Genomic DNA, 26,242 nt, shown 5'->3' with positions numbered 1-26,242 from the left:
GCCGCAATGGGAAGCAACACTCCGCATCCTAAGAGCGTTCGCCGATTGATGCGGGCTCCGCGGCCACCATATAATGGAGGATAGGAGCCCTGTACGGGCTCAGGAGTATTCATGAAGCAGTCCTACCCCGTTCTTCCCCTTCGGGACATTGTCGTCTTCCCGCACATGATCGTGCCGCTGTTCGTGGGCCGCGACAAGTCGGTCGCCGCGCTCGAGGCAGCGATGGCCGACGACAAGGAGATCTTCCTCGTCGCCCAGCTCGATCCGGCAGAGGATGATCCCGGCCGCGAAGACCTGTACGATACCGGCGTCTCCGCCGAAGTCCTCCAGCTGCTCAAGCTGCCCGACGGCACCGTGCGCGTGCTCGTCGCCGGCAAGGAGCGCGGCTCGCTTGTTACCATGCAGGAAGGCGGCGCCTTCCTGACTGCCGAGGTCGCGCCGATCGACGACGATGCCGTCGAAGGTAGCGAGATCCAGGCACTGATGCGTTCGGTCGTCGACCAGTTCGAGAACTACGCCAAGCTCAACCGCAAGCTGCCGGCCGAGACCGCCGTGCAGCTCGGTGAGCTGGAGGACGCCTCGCGCCTGGCCGACGCGGTTGCCGCCAACATTGCCGTCAAGGTTTCCGACAAGCAGTCGCTGCTGGTCGAGACCAATCCGATGAAGCGCCTCGAGATGGTGTTCGCCTTCATGGAAGGCGAGCTCGGCGTGCTGCAGGTCGAGAAGAAGATCCGCAGCCGCGTGAAGCGCCAGATGGAGAAGACGCAGCGCGAATATTACCTCAACGAGCAGCTCAAGGCGATCCAGCGCGAGCTGGGCAATGAGGGCGAGGAAGGCGATGGCGACGAAGTCGCCGAGCTGACGCAGAAGATCGCCACGCTCAAGCTGTCGAAGGAAGCGCGCACCAAGGCCCAGTCGGAGCTCAAGAAGCTCAAGACCATGGCGCCGATGAGCGCCGAGGCGACGGTGGTGCGCAACTATCTCGACGTGCTGCTGGGCCTGCCCTGGGGCAAGAAGTCGAAGCTCAAGAAGGACATCGCCGAGGCGCAGGGCGTGCTTGACGAGGACCATTATGCGCTCGAGAAGGTCAAGGACCGGATCGTCGAGTATCTCGCGGTCCAGGCGCGCACCAACAAGCTGAAGGGGCCGATCCTGTGCCTCGTCGGCCCGCCGGGCGTCGGCAAGACCTCGCTGGGCAAGAGCATCGCCAAGGCGACCGGGCGCGAGTTCATCCGTCAGTCGCTGGGCGGCGTGCGCGACGAGGCCGAGATCCGTGGCCACCGCCGCACCTATATCGGCTCGCTGCCGGGCAAGATCGTCACCAACCTGAAGAAGGCCGGTACGTCGAACCCGCTGTTCCTGCTCGACGAGATCGACAAGCTTGGCCAGGATTTCCGCGGCGATCCCGCCTCGGCGCTGCTCGAGGTCCTCGATCCGGAGCAGAACAACAAGTTCAACGATCACTATCTGGAGATCGACATCGATCTTTCGGACGTGATGTTCGTGTGCACCGCGAACTCGCTGAACCTGCCGCAGCCGCTGCTCGACCGCATGGAGATCATCCGCCTCGAAGGTTATACCGAGGACGAGAAGGTCGAGATTGCCGAGCGGCACCTCATCGAGAAGCAGATCGAGGCGCATGGGCTCAAGGAGGGTGAGTTCACCCTCACGCCTGAAGGCCTGCGCAAGCTGATCCAGCAGTACACCCGCGAGGCGGGCGTGCGTACGCTGGAGCGGGAGATCGCCAAGCTCGCCCGCAAGGCCCTGCGCAAGATCCTGGAAGGCAAGGCCGATAGCGTGACGATCACGCCGGAGAACCTCCACGAGTTCGCCGGGGTGCAGAAGTATCGTCACGATATGGGCGAGGAAGAGAACCAGATCGGTGCGGTTACCGGCCTGGCCTGGACCGAGGTGGGCGGCGAACTGCTGACCATCGAGAGTGTCACCGTGCCCGGCAAGGGTGCGATCAAGACGACCGGCAAGCTGGGCGACGTGATGAAGGAATCGGTCGAGGCCGCATTCAGCTTCGTCAAGGCGCGCAGCCCGGTCTATGGGATCAAGCCGAGCCTGCTCCAGCGCAAGGACATCCATGTCCACTTGCCGGAAGGCGCGGTGCCGAAGGACGGTCCGTCCGCCGGCATCGGCCTGGTCACCGCGATTGTCTCGACGCTCACCGGCGTGTCGGTGCGCAAGGACATCGCGATGACGGGCGAGGTCACGCTGCGCGGCCGCGTACTGCCGATCGGCGGTCTCAAGGAAAAGCTGCTCGCGGCGCTGCGGGGGGGCATCAAGACGGTGCTGATCCCTGACGAGAACCAGAAGGACCTCGCCGAGATTCCGCAGAACATCCGTGACGGGCTGGAGATCGTGCCGGTCAAGCATGTCGACGAGGTGCTGCGCCTGGCGCTCACCGAGCCGCTTACGCCGATCGACTGGACCGAAGCCGATGAACTGGCCACCCAGCCACCGGCTGCTCCCACCGGAATGGGGGACCCCCTGCATCATTGATGCAGGGCAACCCCAGCCGTTCGCTGACCGTAACCTTTTCGTCACTTCGAGGGAAAAGCGGGCCGAAACGTTTTGACAGTCCGGGCGGCGGCGTGCTGACGTGATAGCTCGGCCTGCCGCCGCGACTCACGTATTTGTGCGAATTTCATGAGGGGGAAAGTCACGAAATGAACAAGCAAGAGCTGATCGGACAGGTCGCCGATACCTCGGGCCTTGGTAAGGGCGATGCGAGCAAGGCTGTAGAGGCCGTGTTCGATGCCATCCAGGCCGCGCTCAAGAAGGGCGATGAGGTTCGCCTGGTCGGCTTTGGCACCTTCTCGGTCAGCAAGCGCAAGGCGTCGACGGGCCGCAACCCGCGTACGCGCGAGCCGATGACCATCAAGGCGTCGAACCAGCCCAAGTTCAAGGCGGGCAAGGGCCTCAAGGACGCAGTCAACTAAGACTGCACAAAAGCGGGTTTGGGGGCTGGACAGCTGGGGCTGTGCCGCCTAAAGGCCCGCTTCCCATTTCGGCCGCAAGGGTTTTCGAACCTGGCCAATGGGCGCGTAGCTCAGTGGTAGAGCACACCCTTCACACGGGTGGGGTCGTAGGTTCAATCCCTACCGCGCCCACCATTACAAGCCCGTTGGTCCCTGTGACCGGCGGGCTTTTTGGTTTGTCCGTGTTTCGGAGTGTTGCGGCTTCGCGTAAGGATATTGCGCAGCCCCTCACGCCGTGACAACTTGCCCCCAGACGCGCCTAAACGTCTCAATTCGGGGGACCTCCATTGAAGAAATATCTGCTGCTCGCATCGGCCATGGCCGCGCTTGCCGTGCCTGCGATCGGTTTCAGCCAGCAATCCGCCGCGCCCGTTGCTGCGGGTGCCGCCGCTGACGCCGGGGCCACGCGCTATGGCGCCTGGGGCTTCGACCTGACCGGCATGGACAAGAACGTGAAGCCGGGCGACGACTGGTATCGGTTCGTCAACGGTGCCTGGAACGACCGCACCCAGATCCCGGCCGACCGTTCGTCCTTCGGCGCCTTCGCGGTGCTGCGCGACCTGTCCGAAGTGCGCCTGCGCAGCCTGATCTCGGGCTACAGCGCCACCGACAGCGCGCATCCGGACCGGATGAAGGCAGCGATCCTCTATAGCGGCTTCATGGACGAGGCGCTGGCCGAGAAGCTCGACGCGCAGCCGCTCACCGAGCGCCTGGGCGCGATCCGCGCGGTTGCGTCCAAGGGCGAGATGAGCGGGCTGATGGGCCGCACGCTCGGCGGCTTCGGGGCCAGCTTCTTCGGCGCGGGCGTGAGCGACGATGCCAAGAACCCGGACGTCTATGCGCTCTACCTGCGCCAGTCGGGCCTGGGCCTGGGCGACCGCGACCTCTATCTCGACGCCAAGTTCGCGCCGCAGGTTGCGCGCTACAAGCAATATGTCGCGCAGATGCTCGGCATGGCAGGATGGGCCGATGCAGAGGCGGCGGCCGACAAGGTGGTCGCGCTGGAGACCAGCATCGCCAAAGCGCACTGGACGCGCGTGCAGAGCCGCGACCGCGACAAGACCTATAATCCGGTGACTCCGGCAGAGTTGAAGGTGCAGGCGCCGGGATTCGACTGGGATGCCTTCTGGGTCGGCGCGGGCCTGTCCAGCGCCGATCGCGTGATCGTCGCGCAGAACACCGCGATCCCGGCGATCGCCAAGGTGTTCGCGGATACCGACCTGGAGACGCTCAAGGCCTGGCAGGCTTTCCGCACCACCGACGATATCTCGCCGCTGCTCTCGAAGCGCTTCGTTGATGCGCAGTTCGAGTTCCGCTCCAAGTTCATGAACGGCCAGCCCCAGCAGCGCGAGCGCTGGAAGCGCGCGGTGGCGTTCACCGAGCGCGGAATCGGCGAGGGCGTGGGCCGCGACTATGTCGCGCTCTATTTCCCGCCGGCTTCCAAGGCGAAGATGGACACGCTGGTCGCGAACCTGCGCGTCGCGCTCGCCGGTCGCATCAACAACCTCGCCTGGATGAGCCCGGCGACCAAGGAGCAGGCGCAGGCGAAGCTGAAGGGATTCACGGTCAAGATCGGCTATCCCGACAAATGGCGTGATTATTCGGCGTTCGAGGTGAAAGCAGGCGACCTGGTCGGCAATGCCGAGCGTTCCGGCCGCTTCGAATGGGACTATCGCCGCAAGCGCCTGGGCGGGCCGGTCGACAAGGCCGAATGGGGCATGACCCCGCAGACCGTGAACGCCTATTACAACTCGGTGAAGAACGAGATCGTCTTCCCCGCGGCGATCCTGCAGGCACCGTTCTTCGATCCGCAGGCGGACGATGCGATCAACTATGGCGGCATCGGCGGCGTGATCGGGCACGAGATCAGCCACGGCTTCGACGACCAGGGCCGCAAGTCCGACGGCAACGGCGTGCTGCGCGACTGGTGGGCGCCGGAAGACGCCGCCAAGTTCGAAGCCCAGGCAGTGCGCTTCGGCGCGCAATATGAGGCCTATAGCTTCGAGGGGCTGCCGGGCGTGCACATCAACGGCCGCGCCTCGATGGGCGAGAATATCGGCGATCTCGGCGGTGTTCTGATCGCGCTCGACGCCTACCACCAGTCGCTGGGAGGCAAGAAGGCCAAGGTGATCGACGGCTTCACCGGCGACCAGCGCTTCTTCCTCGGCTGGGGCCAGGTGTGGCGCACGTTGTTCCGCACCGAAGCGCTGCGCCAGCAACTGGTCGGCGACCCGCACTCGCCGGGCCAGGTCCGCGCGGTGAACCCGCTGCGCAACGTCGATGCCTGGTACGAAGCGTGGAAGATCACGCCCGACCAGAAGCAGTATGTCGCGCCCGCAGACCGGGTGCGCATCTGGTGAGGTGAGAAGGGTGGGGCTTCGATAGCGGAGCCCCACCTGCTCGCGTGACAGAGCGTGGGGTTTATTCTAGCCAGGCTGGATGGGGCCTGGCGATTGGACCGACGCGCAGAATGACGCGATCGTCGCGGACTATTTCGCGATGCTGGCGGACAATGAGGCTGGCCGCCCGTACAACAAGGCCGAACATAATCGCCGGTTGCAGCAGCGTATCGATCGGCCGCGTGGCGCGATCGAATACAAGCATCAGAACATTAGCGCGGTACTGAAAGGCTTGGGTGAGGCTTGGATCCCCGGCTACAAGCCCGCCTTCAATTTTCAGACATCGCTGGTCGACGCCGTGGCACGGTGGCTGGCGCGACATCCCGATTGGCTGGCGTCGGCGACCAGGATTGGATCGGGTGCGTCCAGCGCTATTCGGGAGGCGCCCGCGCTCTGGATCGGCCCACCTCCCACGCTTAGCAACGCGCCACCTCCGGACGAGTGGGAGAAGATGCAGGCGGTTGCGCACCGCTTCGACGTGGCGGAGCGTGACGCGCGCAATCGGGCACTGGGCAGGGCAGGCGAAGAGCGGGTTCTGGAGCATGAGCGCTCTGCACTCACGTCAATCGGACGCACCGACCTGGCGCGGCAAATACGCTGGGTCTCCGATCTCGACGGGGACGGGGCAGGCTATGATATCGCCAGCTTCGAGCCTGACGGGCGAGAGCGCCTGATTGAGGTGAAGACGACCAACGGCTGGGATCGAACGCCCTTTCACATATCGCGCAACGAGCTGGCGGTCTCACAGGATCGGCGCGATGCATGGTGCCTCGTTCGCCTCTGGAACTTCGCTCGCGAGCCGCGTGCGTTCGAACTCAGGCCGCCGCTGGAGGCGCATGTGTCCCTCATGCCGACGGCGTTCCAGGCCAGCTTCGGGTAGCGCCTGCACAGCCTCTACACATGTTTCCTCCAAAAGCCGGTTGGTGCCCGCTGTCGCAGAAGCGCAGGTCCACTGCCTTCGGCACCGATCCCGTGCAGCAGTGACCCGGGTGCGCTCGCGCCGAGCAGCCAGAGCGCGAGCGCGTGGCGGATCATTTGGCCTTGCCCGCCTTCTCGTCGGCGAGGCGCTCCGCCAATGCCTTTGCGGAGCGGGCGGCATAGGCGCGGCAGGCGCCGGGATCGAGATAGGGGTTGGGGCGCACGCTCCTGGCAAAGCGCGCGTACTTCTCGACCCCGCCCGAATTGTCGGGATGGGCGCTGAACATGATGTCGCAGGGCATGGCTCGGAATTTCGCGTGGGAGGCGCGGAAGCTGGCGACGACCTCGGGGTGCTTCGTGAACCGATAGCCGTTCGCCGCGACCGGATTGATGCTCGAGGCGAACACTATCGTCCTGCATGCACCGCCTTCGCAGCTGCGCCAGGTCCAGCTCATGCTGCCCGGGGTATGCCCCGGCGTGGCGCGGGCGGTGACGGCGACATTGCCCAGCCGGATCACCTCGCCATCCTTGACCGCGCGCACGCGCGAGACGGCGGGGAAGGGGACGAGCCAGGCGGCCTGGGGATCGTCCGGCGTGCTCATGCCCTGCTTGAGCGCGGTTACCGCCCAGGCTCCCGCCAGCACGGTCGCGCCGCTGTCGCGGGCCAGCGCGGCGAGGCCGCCGGCATGGTCGAAATGCGGCTCGGTGCTGAGTATCAGCTTCACGTCCTCGATCCGGAAGCCGAGCTTCCTGAGGTTCGCCTCGACCGAGCGGACCGACTGCGGCACCGCGCCGTCGATCAGGATCAGCCCCTTGCCGGTGTCGATCAGCGCGACGTTCATCCCCGCGAATCCGACCAGATAGGTTTTGCCATGGACGCGGATCGGCGCCTGCGGTCCGATCCACTTGGCGGCGGCCTCGGGCGCGATCGGGCGGGTGAGCGGGTCGTCCTGCTGCTGGGTGGCGGCAGTGGTGAGCAGGGCGAGGGCGGCGAGGTGGATCGACTTCATCCGGGGCTCCTTGGTTTGCGCCGCATGAAATGATCCATGAGCCGGGAACCGCACAAACCACCATTTCTGGGAGGAGCCATTAGCGGGATTGATGGCTCGCGCGGGTCTGCCTAAGCGCGGCTCGGGTATCGATCGGGAGTAAATGCGTGCTCTGGGCAGTGGCGACGGTGGCGGCGGCGGGATTTCAGGTGGGCCGCAATGCGCTCCAGCGGGGCATGATGTCGAACACCGGCCCCTGGGGTGCGACGCTGGTGCGCTTCCTGTTCGGCCTGCCCTTCTCGCTGGTCTTCACCGCGATCGCGTTCGCACTCAGCCCGCATCTCGATCCGCAATTCGGCTGGGAATTCTGGTGGCCGGCGCTCACCGGCGCGGCGGCACAGGTGATCGCCACCGCCGCGCTGCTGCTCGCCATGCATCATGCCGGCTTCGCAGTGGGCACCGCGCTCCAGCAGAGCTCGGTCCCGCTGGCGGCCACGGTCGGGCTGATCGTGTTCGGCGACAACCTCTCCACGCTCGGCTGGGTGGGCGTTGCCGTGACGACGCTGGGTCTGGCCCTGCTGGTCTGGCCGAAGAAGATCGAAGGCGCCCATCACCCGGTGCTGGGCATCACCTATGGCGTGATCTCGGGCCTGTTGTTCGGCTTCGCGCTCAACGCCTTCCGCCATGCCGGGCTCCGGCTCGAGCCGCATCATCCCTGGTTCTCGGCGATGGCATGCGTCGCGATCGTCCAGGCGGTGCAGGCGGGCGGGCTGGGCCTCTACCTCGCCATTCGCGACCGTGCCGCGCTGGTCGCGGTGGCGAAGGGCTGGCGCCAGTCGCTTGGGGCGGGGCTGTTCGGCGCGCTGGCCTCGTCTGGCTGGTTCCTGGCGCTGAACCTGGCACCCGCGGCGGCGGTACGGGCGCTGGGGGTGATCGAGATGCCGATCGCCGCCGCTGCGGGCCACCGGCTGTTCCGCGAGAAGCTGAGCCTGCGCCAGATCGCCGGCGTGGTGGTGATTGCCGCGGGCGTGGCGATGACGGCGATGTATTGAGACGGAGCGATACCTGTTCCCCGGCTCTCGCCGGAAAGCAGAGATGGAACCGGGCTGGTCTAAGGCAGGCGCCTTTGTCAAACTCCGGCGATGACCAAGCTTCGCCGCCTGCTCGCCATCGCCGCGCTTCTCCTGCCCGGCACCGCCCTCGCGCAAAAGGTGCCGGTGCTGCTGGTGCCCGACCGCGTGTTCACCGCGACCGACCGGGTGGTGCACGAGGGCTGGAAGGTGCTGGTTGCCGATGGCCGGATCGTCGCGGTCGGTCCCGACGTCACCGCCCCGACCGGGGCCGAAACCCGGGCGTTGCCGGGCACCACGCTGCTGCCTGGCCTGATCGAACTTCACGTCCACCTGTTCCTGCATCCCTATAATGAGACGAGCTGGAACGACCAGGTGATGAAGGAGCCGCTGGCGCTCCGCACCGCCCGCGCGGTCGCGCATGCGCGCGCGACGCTGATGGCGGGCTTCACTACCGTGCGCGACCTCGGCACCGAAGGGGCGGGGGACGCCGATGCCGGGCTCAAGATGGCGATCCAGCAGGGCATCGTGCCGGGGCCGCGCCTGCTGATCGCCAGCCGCGCGCTGGTCGCCACCGGCGCCTATGGCCCCAAGGGCTATGCGTTCGACGTGCCGCAGGGCGCCGAGGAAGTGAGTGGCGAGGGGATCGTCGCCGCCGTCCGTCGCCAGATCGCGCATGGGGCGGACTGGGTGAAGTTCTACGCCGATTATCGCTGGGGGCCGGGCGAGCCGAGCCGCGCCACCTTCAGCCTCGACGAGCTCAAGGCCGGGGTCGCCGCCGCGCATGATGCCCGGCGCAAGGTCGCGGTGCATGCGAGCACGCCCGAGGGGATGCGGCGCGCCGTGCTGGCCGGGGCCGACACGATCGAGCACGGCAATGACGCGACGGACGCGGTCTTCGCGTTGATGAAGGCGAACAAGGTCGCCTTCTGCCCGACGCTCGCCGCCACCGATGCGATCACCCGCTATGGCGGCTGGAACGGCGCGGCCCCCGAACCGGAGGCGATACGCGCCAAGCGGGCGAGCTATGCCGCCGCGCTCCAGGCCGGCGTGACGATGTGCGTGGGCGGCGATACCGGCGTGTTCGCGCACGGTGCCAATGCCCGCGAGATCGAACTGATGGCCGGCTGGGGCATGGCAAGGAATGACGCGCTCTGGACCGCTACCGCCGGCAATGCCGCTATATTGGGGATGTCCGACCACATTGGCAGCATCGCGCCCGGCCGAATCGCCGATCTGGTCGCGGTTGCCGGCGATCCGCTCAAGGATTTGTCGGCGCTCGAAAATGTCCGGCTCGTGATGCAATCGGGCAACATCGTCACCAATCCGTGAACCGTTTCCGTCCCATACGCTGACATTGTCACAATCGAGTCACGCAAGTGTCTCGAAACCTTCTTCGAAGTCGCGCCAACGCGTAACAGACCCCGCCTAGCGCCCCCTTGCGGCCGACGGGGGACAGCCGAGTCGATCCCGCACCGTAATTCGATGCAACCCGGCGTCCGCCGGAACGGAGATCCTATGGCCAGCTTCAAACGCGTCAGCCTTATCATGATGACTGCCGCTGCATGCACCGCCCTTGCGGCGTGCGACGGCGCGAACGACATCGCCTCGCCGGGCACCGGCGGCAACGTCATCATCAACAACCCGCCGGCTCCGACGCCGTCGCCGACCCCGACGCCGACCACGGCGCTCGTGAGCCCGGCCACCGGCTGCCCGACCATCGGCGACCCGAAGGGCCTGACCAACGACGGCACCATCAAGGGCCCGACCGGCGAATGGCGCGTCTGCACGCTGCCGTCGATCCTGTCGGCCAGCGTCACGCTGCCGAAGATCGCCGGCCTGGTCTATCAGCTCAAGGACCGCGTGAACGTCGGCTGCGACGGCGGCTTCACCGCGCCGACCAGTGCTGCGCCGCGCGCCAGCACCACCGTCGGTTGCACCACCGCCAACGGCTTCACGCTGAACGGCTCGGGTCAGCTGACCGCCGACACCAACGTGACGCTGACGATCGCGCCGGGCGTGATCCTGTTCGGCGGCACCGGCACTTCGTGGCTCGCCGTCAACCGCGGCAACAAGATCGCCGCCAACGGCACCGCGACCGCGCCGATCATCTTCACCAGCCGCGACAACCTGCTCGGCCTCGCCGACGACACCTCGATCGGCCAGTGGGGCGGTGTGGTGCTGATGGGCCGCGCCAAGATCACCGATTGCAACACCGGCACCACCGGCGCCGGCACCTGCGAGCGTGAGACGGAAGGCGCCTCGGGCACCGGTCCGGCCACCTTCGGCGGCACGGACGACACCTATAACGCCGGCAGCATCAAGTACACGCAGATCCGCTACTCGGGTTATGTGCTCGGTGCGAACGTCGAGCTCCAGGGCCTGACCACCGAGGGCACCGGCAGCGGCACCACGCTCGACTCGGTCCAGAGCCACAACAGCTCGGACGACGGCGCGGAATTCTTCGGCGGCACCGTCAAGTTCAAGCACTACATCGCCACCGGCGCCGATGACGACAGCCTCGACATCGACACGGGCCTGCAGGGCTTCTTCCAGTACGTCCTGCTGCTGCAGCGTCCTGGCCAGGGCGACGCCCTGATGGAAGTCGACAGCAACAACAACGAAGCCGACACGCCGCGTCAGGTGACCGCGGTTGCCAACTTCACCGCGATCCAGAGCCAGACCAGCGCGAACAACGAAGCCAATGACCAGGCTTCGATCCTGCTGCGCGGCAATGCGGACCTGAAGCTCGTCAACGGCCTGGTGATCAGCCCGGTGAACGAGTGCCTGCGCATGAACGGTTCGGGCGGCGCCAATGCGGCCACCCTGCTGGCCCGTGCGGTCGCGATGCAGTGCAACGCCACCAAGTATCTCGGCACCGGCAGCTACACCGCCACGCAGGTCGCGACCTTCTTCGGCACCGGCGCCAACGGCAACAACGACGCCTTCACGCCGTCGCTGACCAGCCTGTTCATCAACGGTGCGACCGAGACGGCGCTCACCGCGGTCGACCCGAAGACGGTGGACGCCACCGGCTTCTTCGACACGACGACCTATGTCGGCGCGGTCAAGGACGCGAACGACAACTGGTACAAGCAGTGGACCTGCAACTCCGGCTACGCCGCGTTCGACGATGCGACGAACGCCAACCGTCGCTGCACTTCGCTGCCGACCAACTGAGGCTAGCCTGACCTGAGACTGGGGCGGGGCGTGGCCAATCGGCGACGCTCCGCCCTTTCAGGATTTGATTGGGGGTTACCATGACGAAGCCGCTCCGGCTTGCCAGCCTGTTCCTTTTCACTTCTGCGCTTGTTGCGCCTTCCCTTGTCTATGCGCAGACAGCGCCTTCGACGCCGGACACCACCGGCACCCCGTCCGACGCTGCAGCCGTGCCCCAGGACCAGGCTGCACCGCAGGAAGAGCAGGCTCCGGACGTCTCGGTTCCGGGCGGCGACGCCATCGTCGTGACCGGACGCCGCGTCAACGTCGCGCGTGATACCCCGCAGGTGGTCTCGGTGCTGTCGAGCGCCGATATCGCCCGCACCGGCGAAGGCGATATCGCCGGCGCCCTGAGCCGCGTCACCGGCCTGAGCGTGGTCGGCAACGGCTATGTCTATGTCCGCGGCCTTGGCGACCGCTATTCGCTCGCGCTGCTCAACGGTTCGCCGCTGCCCAGCCCCGAGCCGCTCAAGCGCGTCGTGCCGCTCGACATCTTCCCGACCAACGTGGTCTCGTCCTCGCTGGTGCAGAAGAGCTATTCGACCAACTTCCCCGGCGAGTTCGGCGGCGGCGTCATCAACCTGACGACCAACTCGGTGCCGAAGGAAAGCTTCCTCACCGTCAGCGGCGGCGTGGGCGCGAACCTCGTGACCACCGGCCATGTCGGCTATGTCTATGCCGGTGGCGGCCATGACTGGACCGGCTATGACGACGGCTCGCGCGATCTGCCTCCGGCGCTCGCGGCCTTCTTCGCCAGCGGCGAGAAGATCAGCTCGGGCAATGTCGACACCCAGGCGATCGCGGGCCAGCTGATCAACGCCAACAACGCGCTGGTCCAGCGCCAGTCGCGTATCGGCCCGAACTGGTCGGCGACGCTCTCGGGCGGCACGTCCTTCCCGATCGGCGACGACATGACGCTCGGCGTGATCGCCACCGGTGGCTACAGCAACAAGTGGACGACGCGCGACGCGATCCAGCAGACCTCGCTCAACAGCGACCTCTCGACGCTCGAGAACGACTTCCGTCGCGTCTCGACCGACAACCGGATCGTGGTCAACGGACTGCTCGGCCTCGGCCTCGAGTATGGCGACAACAAGATCCGCTGGACCAACCTCTACATCCACGACACGCTGAAGCGTGCGCGTCTCGGCCTCGGCAAGACCAACAACAATGCCGTCACCGACGTCATGCAGCAGGATACCGCCTGGTATGAGCGCCAGCTGATCAACACCCAGCTGGTCGGCGAGTTCAAGTTCAGCCCCGAGTGGAGCCTCGATCTTCGCGGCAGCTATGCCAATTCGAAGCGCAAGGCCCCGAACGAGCTGACGCTGGAATATGTCCGCACCAACGTGGCCTCGGACCTGTATGGCGCGTACTTCGTCAATCGCCTCAACAACGGCAACAACGGCGACGCGCATATCAGCTATTCGGACCTGAACGAGAATCTCTACTCGGCCGGTGCCGACCTCACGTTCAAGCCGGTCACCGATCTCGCGCTGACCGCCGGCTATGCCTATCTCAAGACCGAGCGCACCAGTTCGCGGCGTGACTTCCAGTTCACGGCGCCGAGCAGCTTCCCGACCGCGGTCGGCATGCTGCGCCCGGACCTGCTGCTCGGTTCGGCGATCATCGACTATTACAACATCGCGCTGATCGACACGAACGAAGGCGCTCCCGCCTTCCGCGCCGAGCTGAAGAACCATGCCGGCTACGGCAAGGTGAACTGGCAGGTCTCGCCCGAGCTCTCGCTCGACTTCGGTGTCCGCTACGAGACGGCGAAGGAAACGGTGGTTCCGGTCCAGGTGTTCAACACGCCGACCGGCAGCACTGCGGCGACCAATCTCGACAACGACTATTGGCTGCCGGCCGCCACGCTGACCTGGCAGTTCCGCCCGGACATGCAGGTGCGCCTCAGCTCGTCGAAGACGATTGCCCGTCCGCAGTTCCGCGAGCTGATCTACCAATTCTATTTCGACCCGGACAGCAACCGCCAGTATCGCGGCAACCCGCTGCTCCAGGACAGCACGCTGGTGAACTCCGAAGCGCGCTACGAATGGTATTTCGCACCGGAGCAGCGCCTGACGGTCGCGGGTTTCTACAAGCGGATCAAGAATCCGATCGAGACCTTCATCACCGGCAGCGACTTCGTCACCAGCTTCGCCAACGCGCCGCGTGCTGACCTGTACGGTGCCGAGGTCGAAGCCGTGAAGAAGTTCGCGCTGGCCGACTGGTCGGGCTCGAACTTCTTCGCCGAGCGCTACCTGATCGCGATCGCCAACTACACCTACACCCAGTCGGAGCTGAAGGTGAAGGCAGGCGACCAGACCCGGATGTTCGCGGCGTCATCGACGCTGGCGACCGACTATTTCCAGGACGGCTCGCCGCTTACCGGACAGTCGGACCACCTGGTCAACTTCCAGTTCGGCATGGAGGACAAGGCCTCGCTCTCGCAGCAGACCTTCATTCTCTCCTATGCCAGCAAGCGTGTAACCAGCCGCGGCCTCGCCAATAGCGGCCAGCCGGACATCTATGAATATCCGGGCCTGAACCTGGACTTCGTGATGCGCCAGGGCGTGAAGATTGCCGGCCGCCAGCTCGATCTGAAGCTGGAAGCCCGCAACATCACGAACCGGAAGCACAAGGAAACCCAGACGCTGGGCAAGAACACCGTGATCTACAACAACTACTCGGTGGGGCCGACGTTCACCTTCTCGCTCTCGACCACCTTCTGATCGCGAGCATGCGCAACTGAAAAGGGAGCGGCCCGCCTGGCGGTGCCGCTCCCTTTCTTGTTCCCGCTACGAGGCTGGGTTCACCAGCCCCAAGGGTATTCGCGGTACCATTGCGTGACCACATATTTCAGGCCAGCTCGGACCTTCATCGCGTGGTGGATGGTCGAGGGGTTGGTCGTCCCGTCGGGGCGGAGATTGCTCCAGGCGACCACCTTGCCGGTTTCGGGCTGGATGATCTTGTCGACAGCCTTGAAGCGGGTCGCGCCGCCGGCCTCGACTTCGTTGAGATAGAGCATCACCGTCCAGGTGCGCTGCCCGGCGATGCCGCAATATTTCTGATAGTCGCGGCCTTGCGGCTCGAAATAGTCGGTATGCGCCTTGAACTCCTGGCCGATCTCGTAGCGCTGGCCCTGCATCGGCTCGCCATGCGTCGGGTCCAGTCCGGTCAAGAGCGTCATCCGCCGCTTCAGCTCGGCCACCACCGGATCGTCCGAATTGAAGTCGCAGGTCTCGCTGGTGCGGAAGGCATAGTCGTCATTGGCGTCGGCGATGGTCGAGGGGCGGCGCTCCGCATCGATCTTCGCCATCAGCTGCCGGCAGAGCTCGGGCTCCAGGAAGTTCTTGGCGATGAACATCTGGATCTTGGGGTGCGGCACGCGCTGCACGCCCGGCCAGCGCAGGATCTGGTCGATGATCGGCTCGAGAGGGAAGCCGGAGCCAAGAGCAGGAAGAGGGGAAGCGGCACTTTGCATGGCGGCGTTCTGCCAAAAGCCATGGCGTGGCGCCAGAGTGACCCGAAACCGTCACAAAATCGCAAGCGAGGTGTCACATGATCTGCCTAGCGGATGACACATCGCAACGAGGAATCCGATGGACATGGAAGCCGAAGCGCTGGCGCCGGTTGCCGGAACGTCGCCGCAGCCGTTGCTCTTTTCGGGTTCCCACCCCGATTCGGCGGCCGAGGCGCTTATTGCCGAAGGGCGCCGGCGCCGCGCCTCGCACATCCACCTCGAAATCGGTGCGACTGCCATCGTGGTGCGCATGCGCATCGCCGGCCAGCTCACCGAAGCGCGCCATTATCATGCCGACCCTTCGCTTGCTCGCGACTTCCGGGCGATGGACGGCGCGTCGGTGTTGGAGCAGGGGGAGGGCGAGCGCATCGTCCTGCGCCTCGACGGCGGCGAACGGCGTGAGCGCTCCCTTGAGGCGATCGGCATGAGCCGCGTGCTGGTCGATGCGTTGCTTCCGGCGTTGCGGCGGGGCGGGCTGGTGCTGGTCGCCGGGCTCGCGGGATCGGGCCGCAGCACGACCCTTGCGACACTGCTCCGGCATTTCTCCGGCTCGCCTCGTCACATCGCGACGATCGGCACGTTTCCGGTGGAAGGGGCCACCCGTATCGAGGGCTGCACCGGTGCCGCCGCGATCCAGGCCGCGATCGAGCAGGATCCCGACATCATCGCGCTGGATGGCCTGGAGGGGCGGGAGGCTGCAGCCGCCGCGGCCGAGGCGGCCGAGCGCGGGCATCTGGTCCTGGCCACGATCGACGCGCCGGACGCAGTTTCGGCGATCCGGCGGATGCGCGACTGGCGGGTAGAGCCATTCCGTCTGGCGTCCAACGTTGCCGCGGTGCTTGCCCAGCGGCTGGTCCGGCGGCTCTGTCCCGATTGCCGCCGCCCGGTGCAGGCGCAGGGTTCCGTTTCGGCGCTGCTCGGCTTCGATTCGGGCGCGATCGTCTTCGCCCCGGTCGGCTGCGAGAGTTGCGAAGGCATCGGCTTTGTCGGCCAGACTGGCGTGTTCGAGGCGATCGTTGCCGATGGCGCGATTCGCCGGCTGATCAACGATGGCGGCGACGAAGCGATCCTGGCGCGCCATGCTTTCCTGCGCGCACCCAATCTCGGATCGGCCGCACGGGCGCTTGCGCGAGAGGGGATTACCACGCCGGAGGAGGCTGTGCGAATTTCCCGCGGATAGCGCCAATATTTCTGGCGTAATTATCTTGCCCTTCGCATCGACCCCCGCTAAGCGCGCCTTCTTCACGGCGGTTGTAGCTCAGTTGGTTAGAGCATCGGTTTGTGGTACCGAGGGTCGCGGGTTCAAGTCCCGTCATCCGCCCCATTTCTTCCCCTTGTGACCGCACGCGGCCCACAGACGTGTGGCACTCTCCGCAGGAATGTAGCGCGTGATCACCGACTGGGGTTTCCCTGATTTCGACGACCATGAAGGCGTCCATCTGTTCAGCGACCGCGAATCGGGCCTGAGCGCCATCATCGCAGTCCATTCGTCCAAGCTCGGCCCGGCGGCCGGCGGCGTGCGCTTCTGGCATTATGCCGATCACCGCGCCGCGATCACCGATGCGCTGCGCCTGTCGCGCGGCATGAGCTACAAGAACGCGATGGCCAACCTGCCGCTTGGCGGCGGCAAGGGCGTGATCCTGGCGAGCCAGCCGGGCGCAACCGTCACCACCGAGCAGCTCCAGGCATTCGGCCGCGCGGTCGAATCGCTGGGCGGCAAATATGTAACTGCCGAGGATGTCGGCATGTCCGAGGAGCGGATGAAGGTCGTTGCGACCCAGACCCGCCACGTCTCGGGCCTGCCGGTGGCCGAAGGCGGCGCTGGCGGCGATCCCGGCCCGGTAACGGCGCGCGGCGTGTATCTGGGCGTCAAGGCTGCGGCGAAGCGCGGCTTCGGTGCCGATTCGATGGCCGGTGTGCGTGTTGCGATCCAGGGTGTCGGCTCGGTAGGCGGCGGCGTTGCCCGCCTGCTCGCCAAGGACGGCGCCAGGCTGGTGCTGGCCGACGTCAATGCCGAGCGCGCCAAGGCGCTGGCGGCGGAGTTGGGCGGTGAGGCAGTCGATGCTTCCGAGATCCTCGGCATCGAAACCGACATCCTCAGCCCGAATGCACTCGGCGCGATCTTCACCGAACAGTCGATCGCGGCGCTCAGGACCACCGTGGTCGCCGGCGGCGCGAACAACCAGCTGGCGACGCGTCAGGACGGCCACCGTCTCCACGATCGCGGCATCCTCTACGCGCCCGATTATGTCATCAATGCCGGCGGCATCATCAATGTCGGCCTGGAGTATCTGGGCCAGGGCAATATGGCCGAGGTGCAGGCTCGCGTGGACAAGATCCCCGATCGCCTGATCGAAGTGTGGGACGAGAGCGCCCGCACCGGCGATCCAGAGAGCGAAGTCGCCGATCGTATCGCGCAGAGGCTGATCGGCCGGGGCTGATTGCACCACAGTCTTGCATGGGGGATGCGCGGCCAATAGCGTCGCGCATCCCCCTCGCATTTCTGCGGAGCCCCATGCGCACTTTCCTCCTCGCCACCGCCGCTCTGCTGATCGCGGTGCCGGCCACCGCCCAGTCGATCGATCCCTCGACCGTCGCCGTCCTCGTCGACCAGGGCACCAGCCATTCGGAGGTGATGACCACCGCCGAATATCTCGCCGACGTGATCGGCCCGCGCATGACCAACTCGCCGGCGATGCGCGAGGCGGAGAAATGGACGCAGGAGAAGTTCACCGGCTGGGGGCTCACCGATGTCCACAAGGAAGGCTTCGACTTCGGTCGCGGCTGGTGGATCGAGAAGTCGAGCGTCCGCATGGTCGCGCCGCGCCCGGTCCAGCTCACCGCCATTCCGATCGCCTGGACGCCGGCGACCAACGGCCCGGTCACCGCACCGGTGATCGTCGCCCCGCTGCGTAGCCCGGGCGATTTCGCCCAGTGGAAGGGCAAGCTGGCCGGCAAGATCGTGCTGACTTCGGCGCCGGGCACCGGCTCCGAGCCCAAGGAAGCGGCCTTCCAGCGGCTGAGCGACGAGGACCTCGCCAAACTCGACGTCTATGAGGAGCCGACCTGGGATCCCGGCAAGCTCGATCAGTCGCTGTCCCGCGCCAAGTTCGAGGGCCAGCTCGCCAAGTTCCTCGCAGATGAGGGCGCGGTCGCTTACGTCACCCGCTCGCGCAGCGACGGCAAGCTGATCCATGGCGAAGGCTATCTCCACCATGTCGGCGAGACGCCCAAGGTGCCCGGCATCGAGATGGCCGCCGAGGATTATCGTCGCCTTGTCCGCCTCGCCTGGACCGGCAAGGCGCCGACGCTCGAGATCGACAGCAATGTCCATTTCGACGACAGCGACACCAAGGCGTACAACATCATCGCCGACATCAAGGGCCGTGATGCCAAGGCCGGCTATGTGATGGCAGGCGCGCATCTCGACAGCTGGGTGGCGGGCGACGGCGCCGCCGACAATGGCGCGGGCAGCGCGGTTGTGATGGAGGCGGCGCGGATCATCGCCGCCAGCGGGATCAAGCCGAAGCGCACGATCCGCTTCGCGCTCTGGGCCGGCGAGGAACAGAGCCTCTACGGTTCTATCGCCTATATCGAGCAGCACCTCGCCAAGCGCCCGGCCTGGGATCATGTGCCGAGCGCCGACGAGTTCTACTATAGCTGGGCGACGCGCTTCCCGATCACCCCGCTGCCGGGTCACAAGGAACTGGCCGCCTATTTCAACCTCGACAATGGCTCGGGGAAGATTCGCGGCATCTATGCCGAGAACAACATGGCGGCAGTGCCGATCTTCCGGGAATGGCTGGCGCCCTTCGCTTCGATGGGCGCATCGACGGTGGCGATCCAGAAGACCGAGGGCACCGATCACCAGTTCATGCAGGCGGTCGGCATCCCGGCGTTCCAGTTCATCCAGGACCCGCTCGATTATGAGAGCCGGGTGCATCACACCCAGCTCGACACCTTCGATCACCTGAAGGCGGCGGACATGCGCCAGGCAGCGATCATCCTGGCGGCGTTCCTGCTCGACGCGGCGAACGCCGACAAGCCGCTGCCCCGCCTGCCGATCCCGACCCAGCCGGCGGTGACCGATCCGTTCGCGGCGCCGAAGGAGAAGTAGGGCTTTGCTCCCGCACTCGTCACCCCGGCCGTAAGCCGGGGTCCCGCTGCCCAATCCAGGTGAAGAAGAAGCGGGATCCCGGCTCAGGGCCGGGATGACGGTGATTATTTTCGGTTATCGCGAAAAAATCGCACCCCCATGTCACATCCGGCGCGGCCATCTCGTCTTGCCTGCATCCAACCAAGGAGATGCAAGATGACTGGCCGCCTCGACCTCTTCACCGCCGCCCCCGCCGAGATGAAGGCGTGGTACGAAATGTCGCTCAAGATCGCGCCGAAGCTGGAGCACAGCCTGCTCGAACTGGTGAAGATCCGCGCCTCGCAGATCAACGGCTGCGCCAATTGCCTCAACATGCACACCGCCGACGCCCGCAAGGCCGGCGAGACCGAGCAGCGCATCTATCTGCTCAGCGCCTGGCACGAAGCGCCCTGCTACACCCCGCGCGAGCGCGCTGCGCTGGCATGGACGGACGCGATGACTCTGGTATCCACCGCACGGGCGCCCCAGGCGCTCTATGAGGAACTCGCCTTCGAGTTCACGCCGGAGGAACAGGTGCAGCTCACGCTCATGATCAACGTGATCAACGGCTGGAACCGCTTCGCGGTCGGCTTCGACCTGTTCTACGACGCCAAGCCGGCGGTGGCCGCGGCATGACCGGCGCGGACGCAGCGGCGAGCTTCGATCCGCTGCGTCCGCGGCTGGCGCGCATCGCCTATCGCATGCTCGGCTCGGTCGCGGACGCGGAGGACGTGGTGCAGGACGCGTTCCTGCGCTGGCTCGATACCGACCGCGACCAGGTCCGCGAGCCCGAGGCGTTCCTGCGCCGGGTGGTGACGCGGCTCTGCCTCGACCAGCTCAAATCGGCGCGCGTCCGGCGCGAGACCTATGTCGGCCCCTGGCTGCCCGAGCCGGTGGTCGAGGAGGAGGACGAGGTGGAGGACGTCACGCTTCCGCTGATGATGGCGCTCGAACGCCTGTCGCCGCTCGAACGCGCCGCCTTCCTGCTCCACGACGTGTTCGGGGTGAGCTTCGACGAAGTCGGCGAGACGATCGGCCGCGATCCCGCCGCCGCCCGCCAGCTCGCCAGCCGTGCCCGCAGCCATGTCCGCGCCGCCCGCCCGCGCTACGAGATGCCCAAGGAGAAGGGGCTGGAGATCGCGGCCGCCTTCTTCGCTGCCTCGCGCAGCGGCGACATGGGGGCGCTGCGTGGGCTGCTCGCCGGCGATGTCGCAACCTGGTCGGATGGCGGCGGCAAGGTCCATGCCGGCCTGCGCCCGATCCACGGTCTCGACGACAATATGAAGCTCTACACCTCGCTCGCGCGCTTCTTCGCCAAGGAGATGTCGCGGATCGTGCGCTACGGCATGATAAACGGCCTGCCGGGCTTCGTCTCGATCGAGCCGGGCGGGGTGCTCCAGACGACCGCCCTGGCGATCGAGGACGGCAGGATCACGGGCATCTACGTCACCCGCAATCCGGACAAGCTGGGGCACCTTGCTGCAGTGCATTAACTCTCGCCGTTATGAGGCTGGCAACGTCGGTTAATCCAAGGTTCCGCCCATGCGATCCGTGCTTCTGCTCCTCGCCGTATCGGCACTCTCCTCCTGCAACCAGACCAATGGCAAGGCGGCCGACGGGATTATCGGCCATCGCTGGGCGCGCGCCGCCGCCGATTGCGGGGATACCTATTTCCGTTTCTCGAAGGACATGATCGATTTCGTGCAGAACGGTCAGTCGGTGAACTCGCTGCCGGTGCGGCGTATCGTCAGCCAGGCCTCGGATCCGTCCACGGTGATGTTCGTGATCGAAGTCGACAGCGCGCTCGCCGCCCGGTCCGACGCGCCGAACGCCGCTTCCGACGTGGCGATGGCGTTCCGGATCGAGGGAGACAGCCTGCGCCTGGTCGGCCAGGGCGCGCCGGACAAGCTGCTGCCGGTCGAGCCCGGCATGGCGCGATTCCCGACCATGGCCCTACGCCGCTGCCCCACATCATACTGATCGTGCGGGACGCCGGATCAGGGACTAACAGAACCTGACAACTCTCACGATGGACCGACGCCCGGATCCTCGCTAGTCGTTACGCGTGCCTGCGCTTCATGCCCTCGCCAATCCTGCGCGTTTCCTTCGAATCGCGCGCCCGCTCACGCCGATCCTGTTCTGGCTCGGCGTGGTGCTGGTGGCGTTCGGTTGCTGGGCCGGGCTGATGCTGACGCCGCCCGATGCGCTGCAGAAGGAAAGCGTGCGCATCCTCTATATCCATGTCCCCAGCGCCTGGTTGGGGATGGGCGGGTGGAGCGGGCTGGCGATCGCCTGCCTCAGCTATCTGATCTGGCGCCATCCGCTGGCCAGCGTGGCCGCCCGGGCAATCGCACCGGCGGGAGCGACCTTCGCGGCGCTCTGCCTGCTCACCGGGTCGATCTGGGGCCGCCCGACCTGGGGCACCTGGTGGGAGTGGGACGGGCGGTTGACGTCGATGCTGCTGCTGTTCTTCGTCTATATCGCCTGGATCGCGCTCGACCGGGCGGATGCCGACCGGTCCGGTGACGGACGGGTGCCGGCGCTATTCGGCGTGGCAGGCAGCGCGCTGCTGCCGATCGTCCATTATTCGGTGATCTGGTGGAACACGCTCCACCAAGGCGAGAGCGTGGTAACGGGCAAGATCGCGCCGTCGATGCTCTGGCCGCTTTTCTTCACGCTGGGGGGCTTCACCCTGTTCTTCGCCGGCGTCGTGCTGATGCGGATGCGGGCGATCCTGGCGAACCAGAAGGTCGAGGCGCGGTTGCGGCGGATGGCGGCGGCATGAACCATTGGCCGTTCATCACCGCTGCCTATCTCGTCGTGCTGCTCGGCACGGTGGGGCTGGCCGCGCTCAGCTATGCCGCGATGCGCCGGGCAGAGGCTGCGGCCAATTCGCTCAAGGGCAATCGCGAATGAAGGCCAAGCACCAGCGGCTCGTCCTTGCGCTGCTCGCGCTGGGTGCCATCCTCGGCGCCTCCGCGCTGGCGATGTCGGCGCTCAAGGACCAGGCGGCCTTCTTCTATGCGCCCGCTGATGTGAAGGGGAAACCGCTGCCGCTCGACAAGCATGTGCGCCTTGGCGGCATGGTCGAGAAGGGGTCGATCCAGCGCCAGGCGGATGGGGTCTCGATCCGCTTCCTGGTGACCGACGGGCAGGCCAAGGTGCCGGTGGCGTTCCGCGGGGTTACGCCGGACCTGTTCAAGGAAGGGTCGGGCGTGGTCGCCGAAGGCAGGTTCCAGCCCGATGGCAGCTTCATCGCCGACAACATCCTGGCGAAGCATGACGAGCGCTACATGCCGCCCCAGGCGGCGGGCAACATGCACGAGACGAAGTCGCTCGAGCAGTGATCGCCGAAGCCGGTCTTGCCGCCCTGTGGCTCGCGACGGGCTTTGCCCTGATGCAGGTGATGCTCGCCTGGGGCGCGGCACGAGGGGCCGCGCAGGGTACCGGCATCGAGGTGATGACTGCGCTGCGCCGTGTGGCGGTAGTCCAGGGTCTGCTGGCGCTGGTGGCGTTCGGCATGCTGATCGCGCTGTTCGTGGTGTCGGACATGTCTGTCGCGCTGGTCATCGAGAACAGCCACTCGATGAAGCCGCTGCTCTACAAGATCGCCGGAGCCTGGGGGAATCATGAAGGCTCGATGCTGCTCTGGGTCACCGTGCTCGCGGTGTCCGGGGCAGGGGTGGCGCTGTTCGAGAGGCGCCTGCCCCAGGGCACGCTGGCCGCGACCCTGGGCGCGCAGGCGGCGATCGCGATCGGTTTCTACGCCTTCCTGGCCTTCGCCTCCAACCCGTTCGTCCGCGTGGACCCGGCGCCGCTGGACGGGCAGGGGCTGAACCCGCTGCTGCAGGACCCCGGTCTCGCCTTCCATCCGCCGACCCTCTATCTCGGCTATGTCGGCCTCTCGGTCGCCTTCAGCTTCGCAGTCGGCGCGTTGCTGATGCGCGACGTCGGCCCGGCCTTTGCCCGGGCGATGCGGCCCTGGGTACTCGGCGCCTGGATCTTCCTGACCATCGGCATCACCGCCGGCAGCTATTGGGCCTATTACGAGCTCGGCTGGGGCGGCTGGTGGTTCTGGGATCCGGTCGAGAACGCCTCGCTGATGCCCTGGCTGGCGGCGACCGCGCTGCTCCATTCGGTGACCGTACTCGCCACCCGCGACGGGCTGCGCGCCTGGACGGTGATGCTGGCGGTCGTGGCCTTTTCCATGTCGATGATCGGCACCTTCCTGGTGCGTTCCGGAATCCTGATCAGCGTCCACGCCTTTGCCGTCGACCCGACCCGGGGCGGCTTCATCCTTGCGCTGCTCGGCATCTACATCGGTGGCGCGCTGGCGCTGTTCGGGGCGCGGATCGGCACGGTGAAGCAGGGCGCGACCTTCGAACTGGTCAGCCGCGAGGGCGCGCTGGTGCTCAACAATTTGCTGCTCTCGGTGATCCTCGGCGTCGTCTTCATCGGTACGCTCTATCCGCTGGTGGCGCAGGCTGCCGGGGTGCAGCTCTCGATCGGGGCGCCTTTCTTTGAGAAGGCAGCGGCGCCGGTTGGCCTGGCGCTCGTCGCTGCGACCGCTGCCGGGCCGCTGCTCAAGTGGCGGCGGGACCAGTGGAATACGCTGTTCGGCAAGCTGCTGGTGCCGGTAGGCGTCGGCGGGCTGGCCTTCGCACTCGTCTTTGCCCTGGGCGGGGCGCATTGGCTTCCTTCGCTTGCGCTGGGACTGGCCGCGATGCTCGCCGTCGCCAGCGTCATCCCGCTGATCCGCCGCAACCTGCGCCGCACGCCGCTCCACATCTACGGCATGGTTGTCGCGCATTTCGGCATCGCGGTCAGCATTGCCGGCATGGCCGCGGATGGCGCCTTCAAGACTGAAAGGCTCGCGGCAATCGCGATCGGCCAGAACGTGACCGTCGGACCGTACCGGATCGAGCTGGTCAAGGTGCAGCCGGCAGTCGGCCCCAACTGGTCGGCGCTGGAAGCGCACCTCAAGGCGACCCGCACCGGCGCAGTACCGTTCGACCTGTTCCCGCAGCAGCGCTTCTTCGCCAACCCGACCACGACCACCAACGAAGCCGCGATCGCCACCGAGCTCGACGGCCAGCTCTACACCGTGATCGGCCCGGGCGACGGGCAGGGCCGCTGGCAGGTGCGGCTGTGGTGGAAGCCCTTCGTCACGCTGATCTGGGGCGGCGGTTTCCTGATCGCCCTGGGCGGGCTGCTCTCGCTGATCGGCCGCGTCCGTCGCGAGCGGCGCGATGCGGAGAATGACGCATGAGGCGGCTGCTGATCTGGGCGCCGCTGGCGCTGTTCGCGCTGGTCTTCGCGCTGGTCGCCAGTGGCCTGCTCAAGCCGGGCGACCGCACCATCCATTCGGCGATGGTCGGCAAGGCGGTGCCTGAACTGGCGCTCAAGCCCTTGCTGGCCGACCGGCCCGGCGTTGCCAGCGCCGAGCTGCGGGGCAAGCCGCGGCTGCTCAACGTCTTCGCCAGCTGGTGCATTCCCTGCATCGCCGAGGCGCCGCAGTTGCTCAAGCTCAGGCAGGCCGGGGTGGAGATCGATGCCATCGCCATCCGCGACACGCCCGAAGCGGTGCAGGCTTTCCTGGCGCGCAACGGCGATCCCTATGCCCGGATCGGGGATGATCCCACCGGCAAGGCGCAGATCGCGCTTGGCTCGTCCGGGGTGCCCGAGACCTTCCTGATCGACGCGCAGGGCAGGATCATCGACCAGCATATCGGCGACATCCGCGCCGACGACATCCCGGCGATCCTCGCCAAGCTGGAGGCGGCGAAGTGAGGCGGGCCGCGCTTGCACTCCTGCTGCTTGCGGCTGGACCTGCCGTGGCGGATTCCAATCTGCCGCCGGCCCGGCTTGCCTATACCCAGCTGCCCAATGCAGCGCAGGAGGCGCAGGCCAAGGCGCTGATGGAGACGCTGCGCTGCCTCGTCTGCCAGGGCCAGTCGATCGCCGACAGCGATGCCGAGATGGCGGGGGACATGCGCGCGCTGGTCCGCGAGCGGATCGCAAGGGGCGAGCAGCCGGCCGCGATCCGGAGCTATCTGATCCAGCGCTATGGCGACTATGTCACTTATGACCCGCCGTTCAGCTGGGTGACCGCGCCGCTGTGGATCACGCCGCTGGTGCTGCTGGTGATCGGGCTGCTGCTCGCGCGGCGGCTGTTCGGCAAGGGAGGTGCGTGATGGGCTGGCTGATGCTTGCCGCGGTCGCACTCCTGGCGGGCCTCGCGCTGGTGCTGCTGCGCTACCCGCGCAAGCTGTGGAGCGTGCCGGCGACCGCGATCATGCTCGGGGCCGCGGGCTATGCCTGGCAGGGGAGCCCCGGTCTCCCCGGCCATCCGATCGAGGCCGATGCCAAGCCGATCAAGGTCGACCAGGAACTGATCGACATGCGCGATGCGATGTTCGGCAAATACGGCACCTATGCCTGGAGCTACGCCAACCTGGCCGACGGCATGCTGCGCCAGGGCGACCGGCCGCGCTCGGTGATGGTGTGGCAGGGGGCGGTGCGTCAGGTGCCGAACGACGCCGCGCTGTGGACAGGCTTTGGCGGCGCGCTGTCGGAATATGACGGCAACCAGATGTCGCCGGCGGCGCAGTTCGCCTTCGACAAGGCGCTGGAACTGGCACCGCAGCATCCCGGACCGCCTTTCTTCTACGGCCTGGCGCTGGTCCGGGCGAACCGCTTTGCCGAGGCCAAGCCCTGGTGGGAGAAGGCGCTGGCGCTGACTCCGGAAAAGGCGAGCTACCGCCAGCAGATCGCGACGCGGCTGCTGATGCTCGACATGTTCCTGCAGGATGCTGCGCAGCGGCAGGGGCCGCAACCGGCCAGGCCCTGATTTCCTACGCTGCTGCGAAGGGCGACGCGCCAAAGTACACGAAGTACAGCCCAAGAGCGGGTTTTCGGGCCGGCAAATTTGACCTTCCTTACGGGAACGCGATCCATCCCGAACGATTGTTGCGCGCGGCTGATCCTATCTTTCCTACAAGG

23 protein-coding genes and 2 tRNA genes are annotated in these 26,242 nt (G+C 66.5%); 23 read left to right on the top strand and 2 right to left on the bottom strand.

Annotation, left to right across the window (positions count from 1 at the left end):
* Positions 1 to 111 precede the first annotated feature (111 nt).
* The 5 genes from lon (at position 112) to AAHM44_RS15430 (ending at position 6,266) form a co-directional block, all read left to right on the top strand.
* Positions 112 to 2,508 (top strand): endopeptidase La, encoded by a 2,397-nt coding sequence (lon, locus tag AAHM44_RS15450; RefSeq protein ID WP_342250543.1) that lies wholly within the window; start codon positions 112 to 114, stop codon positions 2,506 to 2,508.
* Positions 2,509 to 2,675: 167 nt separating this feature from the next.
* Positions 2,676 to 2,948, top strand: coding sequence for an HU family DNA-binding protein (locus tag AAHM44_RS15445; RefSeq protein WP_086129015.1), 273 nt, complete (start codon positions 2,676 to 2,678; stop codon positions 2,946 to 2,948).
* Between the two features lie 99 nt (positions 2,949 to 3,047).
* Positions 3,048 to 3,122: transfer RNA gene (locus AAHM44_RS15440), tRNA-Val, on the top strand.
* Positions 3,123 to 3,274: 152 nt separating this feature from the next.
* Positions 3,275 to 5,347, top strand: coding sequence for a M13 family metallopeptidase (locus AAHM44_RS15435; RefSeq protein WP_342250542.1), 2,073 nt, complete (start codon positions 3,275 to 3,277; stop codon positions 5,345 to 5,347).
* A 79-nt stretch (positions 5,348 to 5,426) separates the two neighbouring features.
* Positions 5,427 to 6,266, top strand: coding sequence for a DUF3883 domain-containing protein (locus AAHM44_RS15430; RefSeq protein WP_269574821.1), 840 nt, complete (start codon positions 5,427 to 5,429; stop codon positions 6,264 to 6,266).
* Positions 6,267 to 6,417: 151 nt separating this feature from the next.
* On the opposite strand, the gene bla is transcribed toward AAHM44_RS15430, so the two are convergent.
* The gene (gene bla / locus AAHM44_RS15425; RefSeq protein WP_342250541.1) at positions 6,418 to 7,314 is read right to left on the bottom strand and encodes a subclass B3 metallo-beta-lactamase; all 897 of its coding nucleotides are present in this window, start codon (positions 7,312 to 7,314) and stop codon (positions 6,418 to 6,420) included.
* 146 nt (positions 7,315 to 7,460) lie between these two features.
* On the opposite strand from bla, the gene AAHM44_RS15420 reads away from it, so the two are divergent.
* From AAHM44_RS15420 to AAHM44_RS15405, 4 genes are all read left to right on the top strand, one after another.
* A complete protein-coding gene (locus AAHM44_RS15420) occupies positions 7,461 to 8,345 on the top strand; it encodes a DMT family transporter (RefSeq protein ID WP_342250540.1) in 885 nt (294 codons plus the stop codon).
* A gap of 90 nt (positions 8,346 to 8,435) precedes the next feature.
* Positions 8,436 to 9,695: a metal-dependent hydrolase family protein gene (locus AAHM44_RS15415; protein WP_342250539.1), complete on the top strand. Its 1,260-nt coding sequence runs from the start codon at positions 8,436 to 8,438 to the stop codon at positions 9,693 to 9,695.
* A gap of 186 nt (positions 9,696 to 9,881) precedes the next feature.
* A complete protein-coding gene (locus AAHM44_RS15410; protein ID WP_269574825.1) occupies positions 9,882 to 11,543 on the top strand; it encodes a hypothetical protein in 1,662 nt (553 codons plus the stop codon).
* Between the two features lie 80 nt (positions 11,544 to 11,623).
* Entirely contained in the window at positions 11,624 to 14,314 is a 2,691-nt protein-coding gene (locus AAHM44_RS15405; protein WP_342250538.1) for a TonB-dependent receptor domain-containing protein, read from the top strand.
* 80 nt (positions 14,315 to 14,394) lie between these two features.
* Here AAHM44_RS15405 and AAHM44_RS15400 read toward each other — a convergent pair whose 3' ends face one another.
* A complete protein-coding gene (locus AAHM44_RS15400) occupies positions 14,395 to 15,066 on the bottom strand; it encodes a prolyl hydroxylase family protein (RefSeq protein WP_269574827.1) in 672 nt (223 codons plus the stop codon).
* Positions 15,067 to 15,184: 118 nt separating this feature from the next.
* On the opposite strand from AAHM44_RS15400, the gene AAHM44_RS15395 reads away from it, so the two are divergent.
* The 14 genes from AAHM44_RS15395 (at position 15,185) to AAHM44_RS15330 (ending at position 26,090) form a co-directional block, all read left to right on the top strand.
* Positions 15,185 to 16,285 carry a GspE/PulE family protein gene (locus AAHM44_RS15395; protein ID WP_269574828.1) on the top strand — a complete coding sequence of 367 codons (1,101 nt, stop codon included), beginning with the start codon at positions 15,185 to 15,187 and terminating at the stop codon, positions 16,283 to 16,285.
* 67 nt (positions 16,286 to 16,352) lie between these two features.
* Positions 16,353 to 16,429 (top strand) — tRNA-His (locus AAHM44_RS15390).
* A gap of 64 nt (positions 16,430 to 16,493) precedes the next feature.
* Positions 16,494 to 17,546: a Leu/Phe/Val dehydrogenase gene (locus tag AAHM44_RS15385; RefSeq protein ID WP_342250537.1), complete on the top strand. Its 1,053-nt coding sequence runs from the start codon at positions 16,494 to 16,496 to the stop codon at positions 17,544 to 17,546.
* A 74-nt stretch (positions 17,547 to 17,620) separates the two neighbouring features.
* Positions 17,621 to 19,222: a M20/M25/M40 family metallo-hydrolase gene (locus tag AAHM44_RS15380; protein WP_269574830.1), complete on the top strand. Its 1,602-nt coding sequence runs from the start codon at positions 17,621 to 17,623 to the stop codon at positions 19,220 to 19,222.
* Positions 19,223 to 19,417: 195 nt separating this feature from the next.
* Positions 19,418 to 19,876 (top strand): carboxymuconolactone decarboxylase family protein, encoded by a 459-nt coding sequence (locus AAHM44_RS15375; RefSeq protein WP_184167616.1) that lies wholly within the window; start codon positions 19,418 to 19,420, stop codon positions 19,874 to 19,876.
* On the top strand, positions 19,873 to 20,733 hold the full coding sequence (locus AAHM44_RS15370; protein ID WP_342250536.1) for a sigma-70 family RNA polymerase sigma factor: 861 nt from the start codon (positions 19,873 to 19,875) through the stop codon (positions 20,731 to 20,733). Before AAHM44_RS15375 ends, AAHM44_RS15370 begins: the two co-directional genes overlap by 4 nt.
* A gap of 49 nt (positions 20,734 to 20,782) precedes the next feature.
* Positions 20,783 to 21,220 (top strand): hypothetical protein, encoded by a 438-nt coding sequence (locus AAHM44_RS15365; RefSeq protein WP_269574832.1) that lies wholly within the window; start codon positions 20,783 to 20,785, stop codon positions 21,218 to 21,220.
* 85 nt (positions 21,221 to 21,305) lie between these two features.
* Positions 21,306 to 22,025 carry a heme ABC transporter permease CcmC gene (ccmC, locus tag AAHM44_RS15360; RefSeq protein ID WP_184167609.1) on the top strand — a complete coding sequence of 240 codons (720 nt, stop codon included), beginning with the start codon at positions 21,306 to 21,308 and terminating at the stop codon, positions 22,023 to 22,025.
* Positions 22,022 to 22,156, top strand: coding sequence for a hypothetical protein (locus AAHM44_RS15355; RefSeq protein WP_260396071.1), 135 nt, complete (start codon positions 22,022 to 22,024; stop codon positions 22,154 to 22,156). Before ccmC ends, AAHM44_RS15355 begins: the two co-directional genes overlap by 4 nt.
* The gene (ccmE, locus tag AAHM44_RS15350; RefSeq protein WP_342250535.1) at positions 22,153 to 22,587 is read left to right on the top strand and encodes a cytochrome c maturation protein CcmE; all 435 of its coding nucleotides are present in this window, start codon (positions 22,153 to 22,155) and stop codon (positions 22,585 to 22,587) included. Before AAHM44_RS15355 ends, ccmE begins: the two co-directional genes overlap by 4 nt.
* On the top strand, positions 22,584 to 24,509 hold the full coding sequence (locus tag AAHM44_RS15345) for a heme lyase CcmF/NrfE family subunit (RefSeq protein ID WP_342250534.1): 1,926 nt from the start codon (positions 22,584 to 22,586) through the stop codon (positions 24,507 to 24,509). The genes ccmE and AAHM44_RS15345 overlap by 4 nt, the downstream gene beginning before the upstream one ends.
* Positions 24,506 to 25,030: a DsbE family thiol:disulfide interchange protein gene (locus AAHM44_RS15340; protein WP_269574835.1), complete on the top strand. Its 525-nt coding sequence runs from the start codon at positions 24,506 to 24,508 to the stop codon at positions 25,028 to 25,030. The genes AAHM44_RS15345 and AAHM44_RS15340 overlap by 4 nt, the downstream gene beginning before the upstream one ends.
* On the top strand, positions 25,027 to 25,434 hold the full coding sequence (locus AAHM44_RS15335) for a cytochrome c-type biogenesis protein (RefSeq protein WP_342250533.1): 408 nt from the start codon (positions 25,027 to 25,029) through the stop codon (positions 25,432 to 25,434). The genes AAHM44_RS15340 and AAHM44_RS15335 overlap by 4 nt, the downstream gene beginning before the upstream one ends.
* Positions 25,434 to 26,090 (top strand): tetratricopeptide repeat protein, encoded by a 657-nt coding sequence (locus tag AAHM44_RS15330; RefSeq protein WP_269574837.1) that lies wholly within the window; start codon positions 25,434 to 25,436, stop codon positions 26,088 to 26,090. The genes AAHM44_RS15335 and AAHM44_RS15330 overlap by 1 nt, the downstream gene beginning before the upstream one ends.
* Positions 26,091 to 26,242: the final 152 nt, after the last annotated feature.

Source organism: Sphingomonas sp. OTU376, from assembly GCF_038440415.1.
Taxonomy (GTDB): Bacteria; Pseudomonadota; Alphaproteobacteria; order Sphingomonadales; family Sphingomonadaceae; genus Sphingomonas; species Sphingomonas kyeonggiensis_A.
Note: the sequence above shows the minus strand (reverse complement) of the source record. Positions and strands in the feature narration are given on the sequence as shown.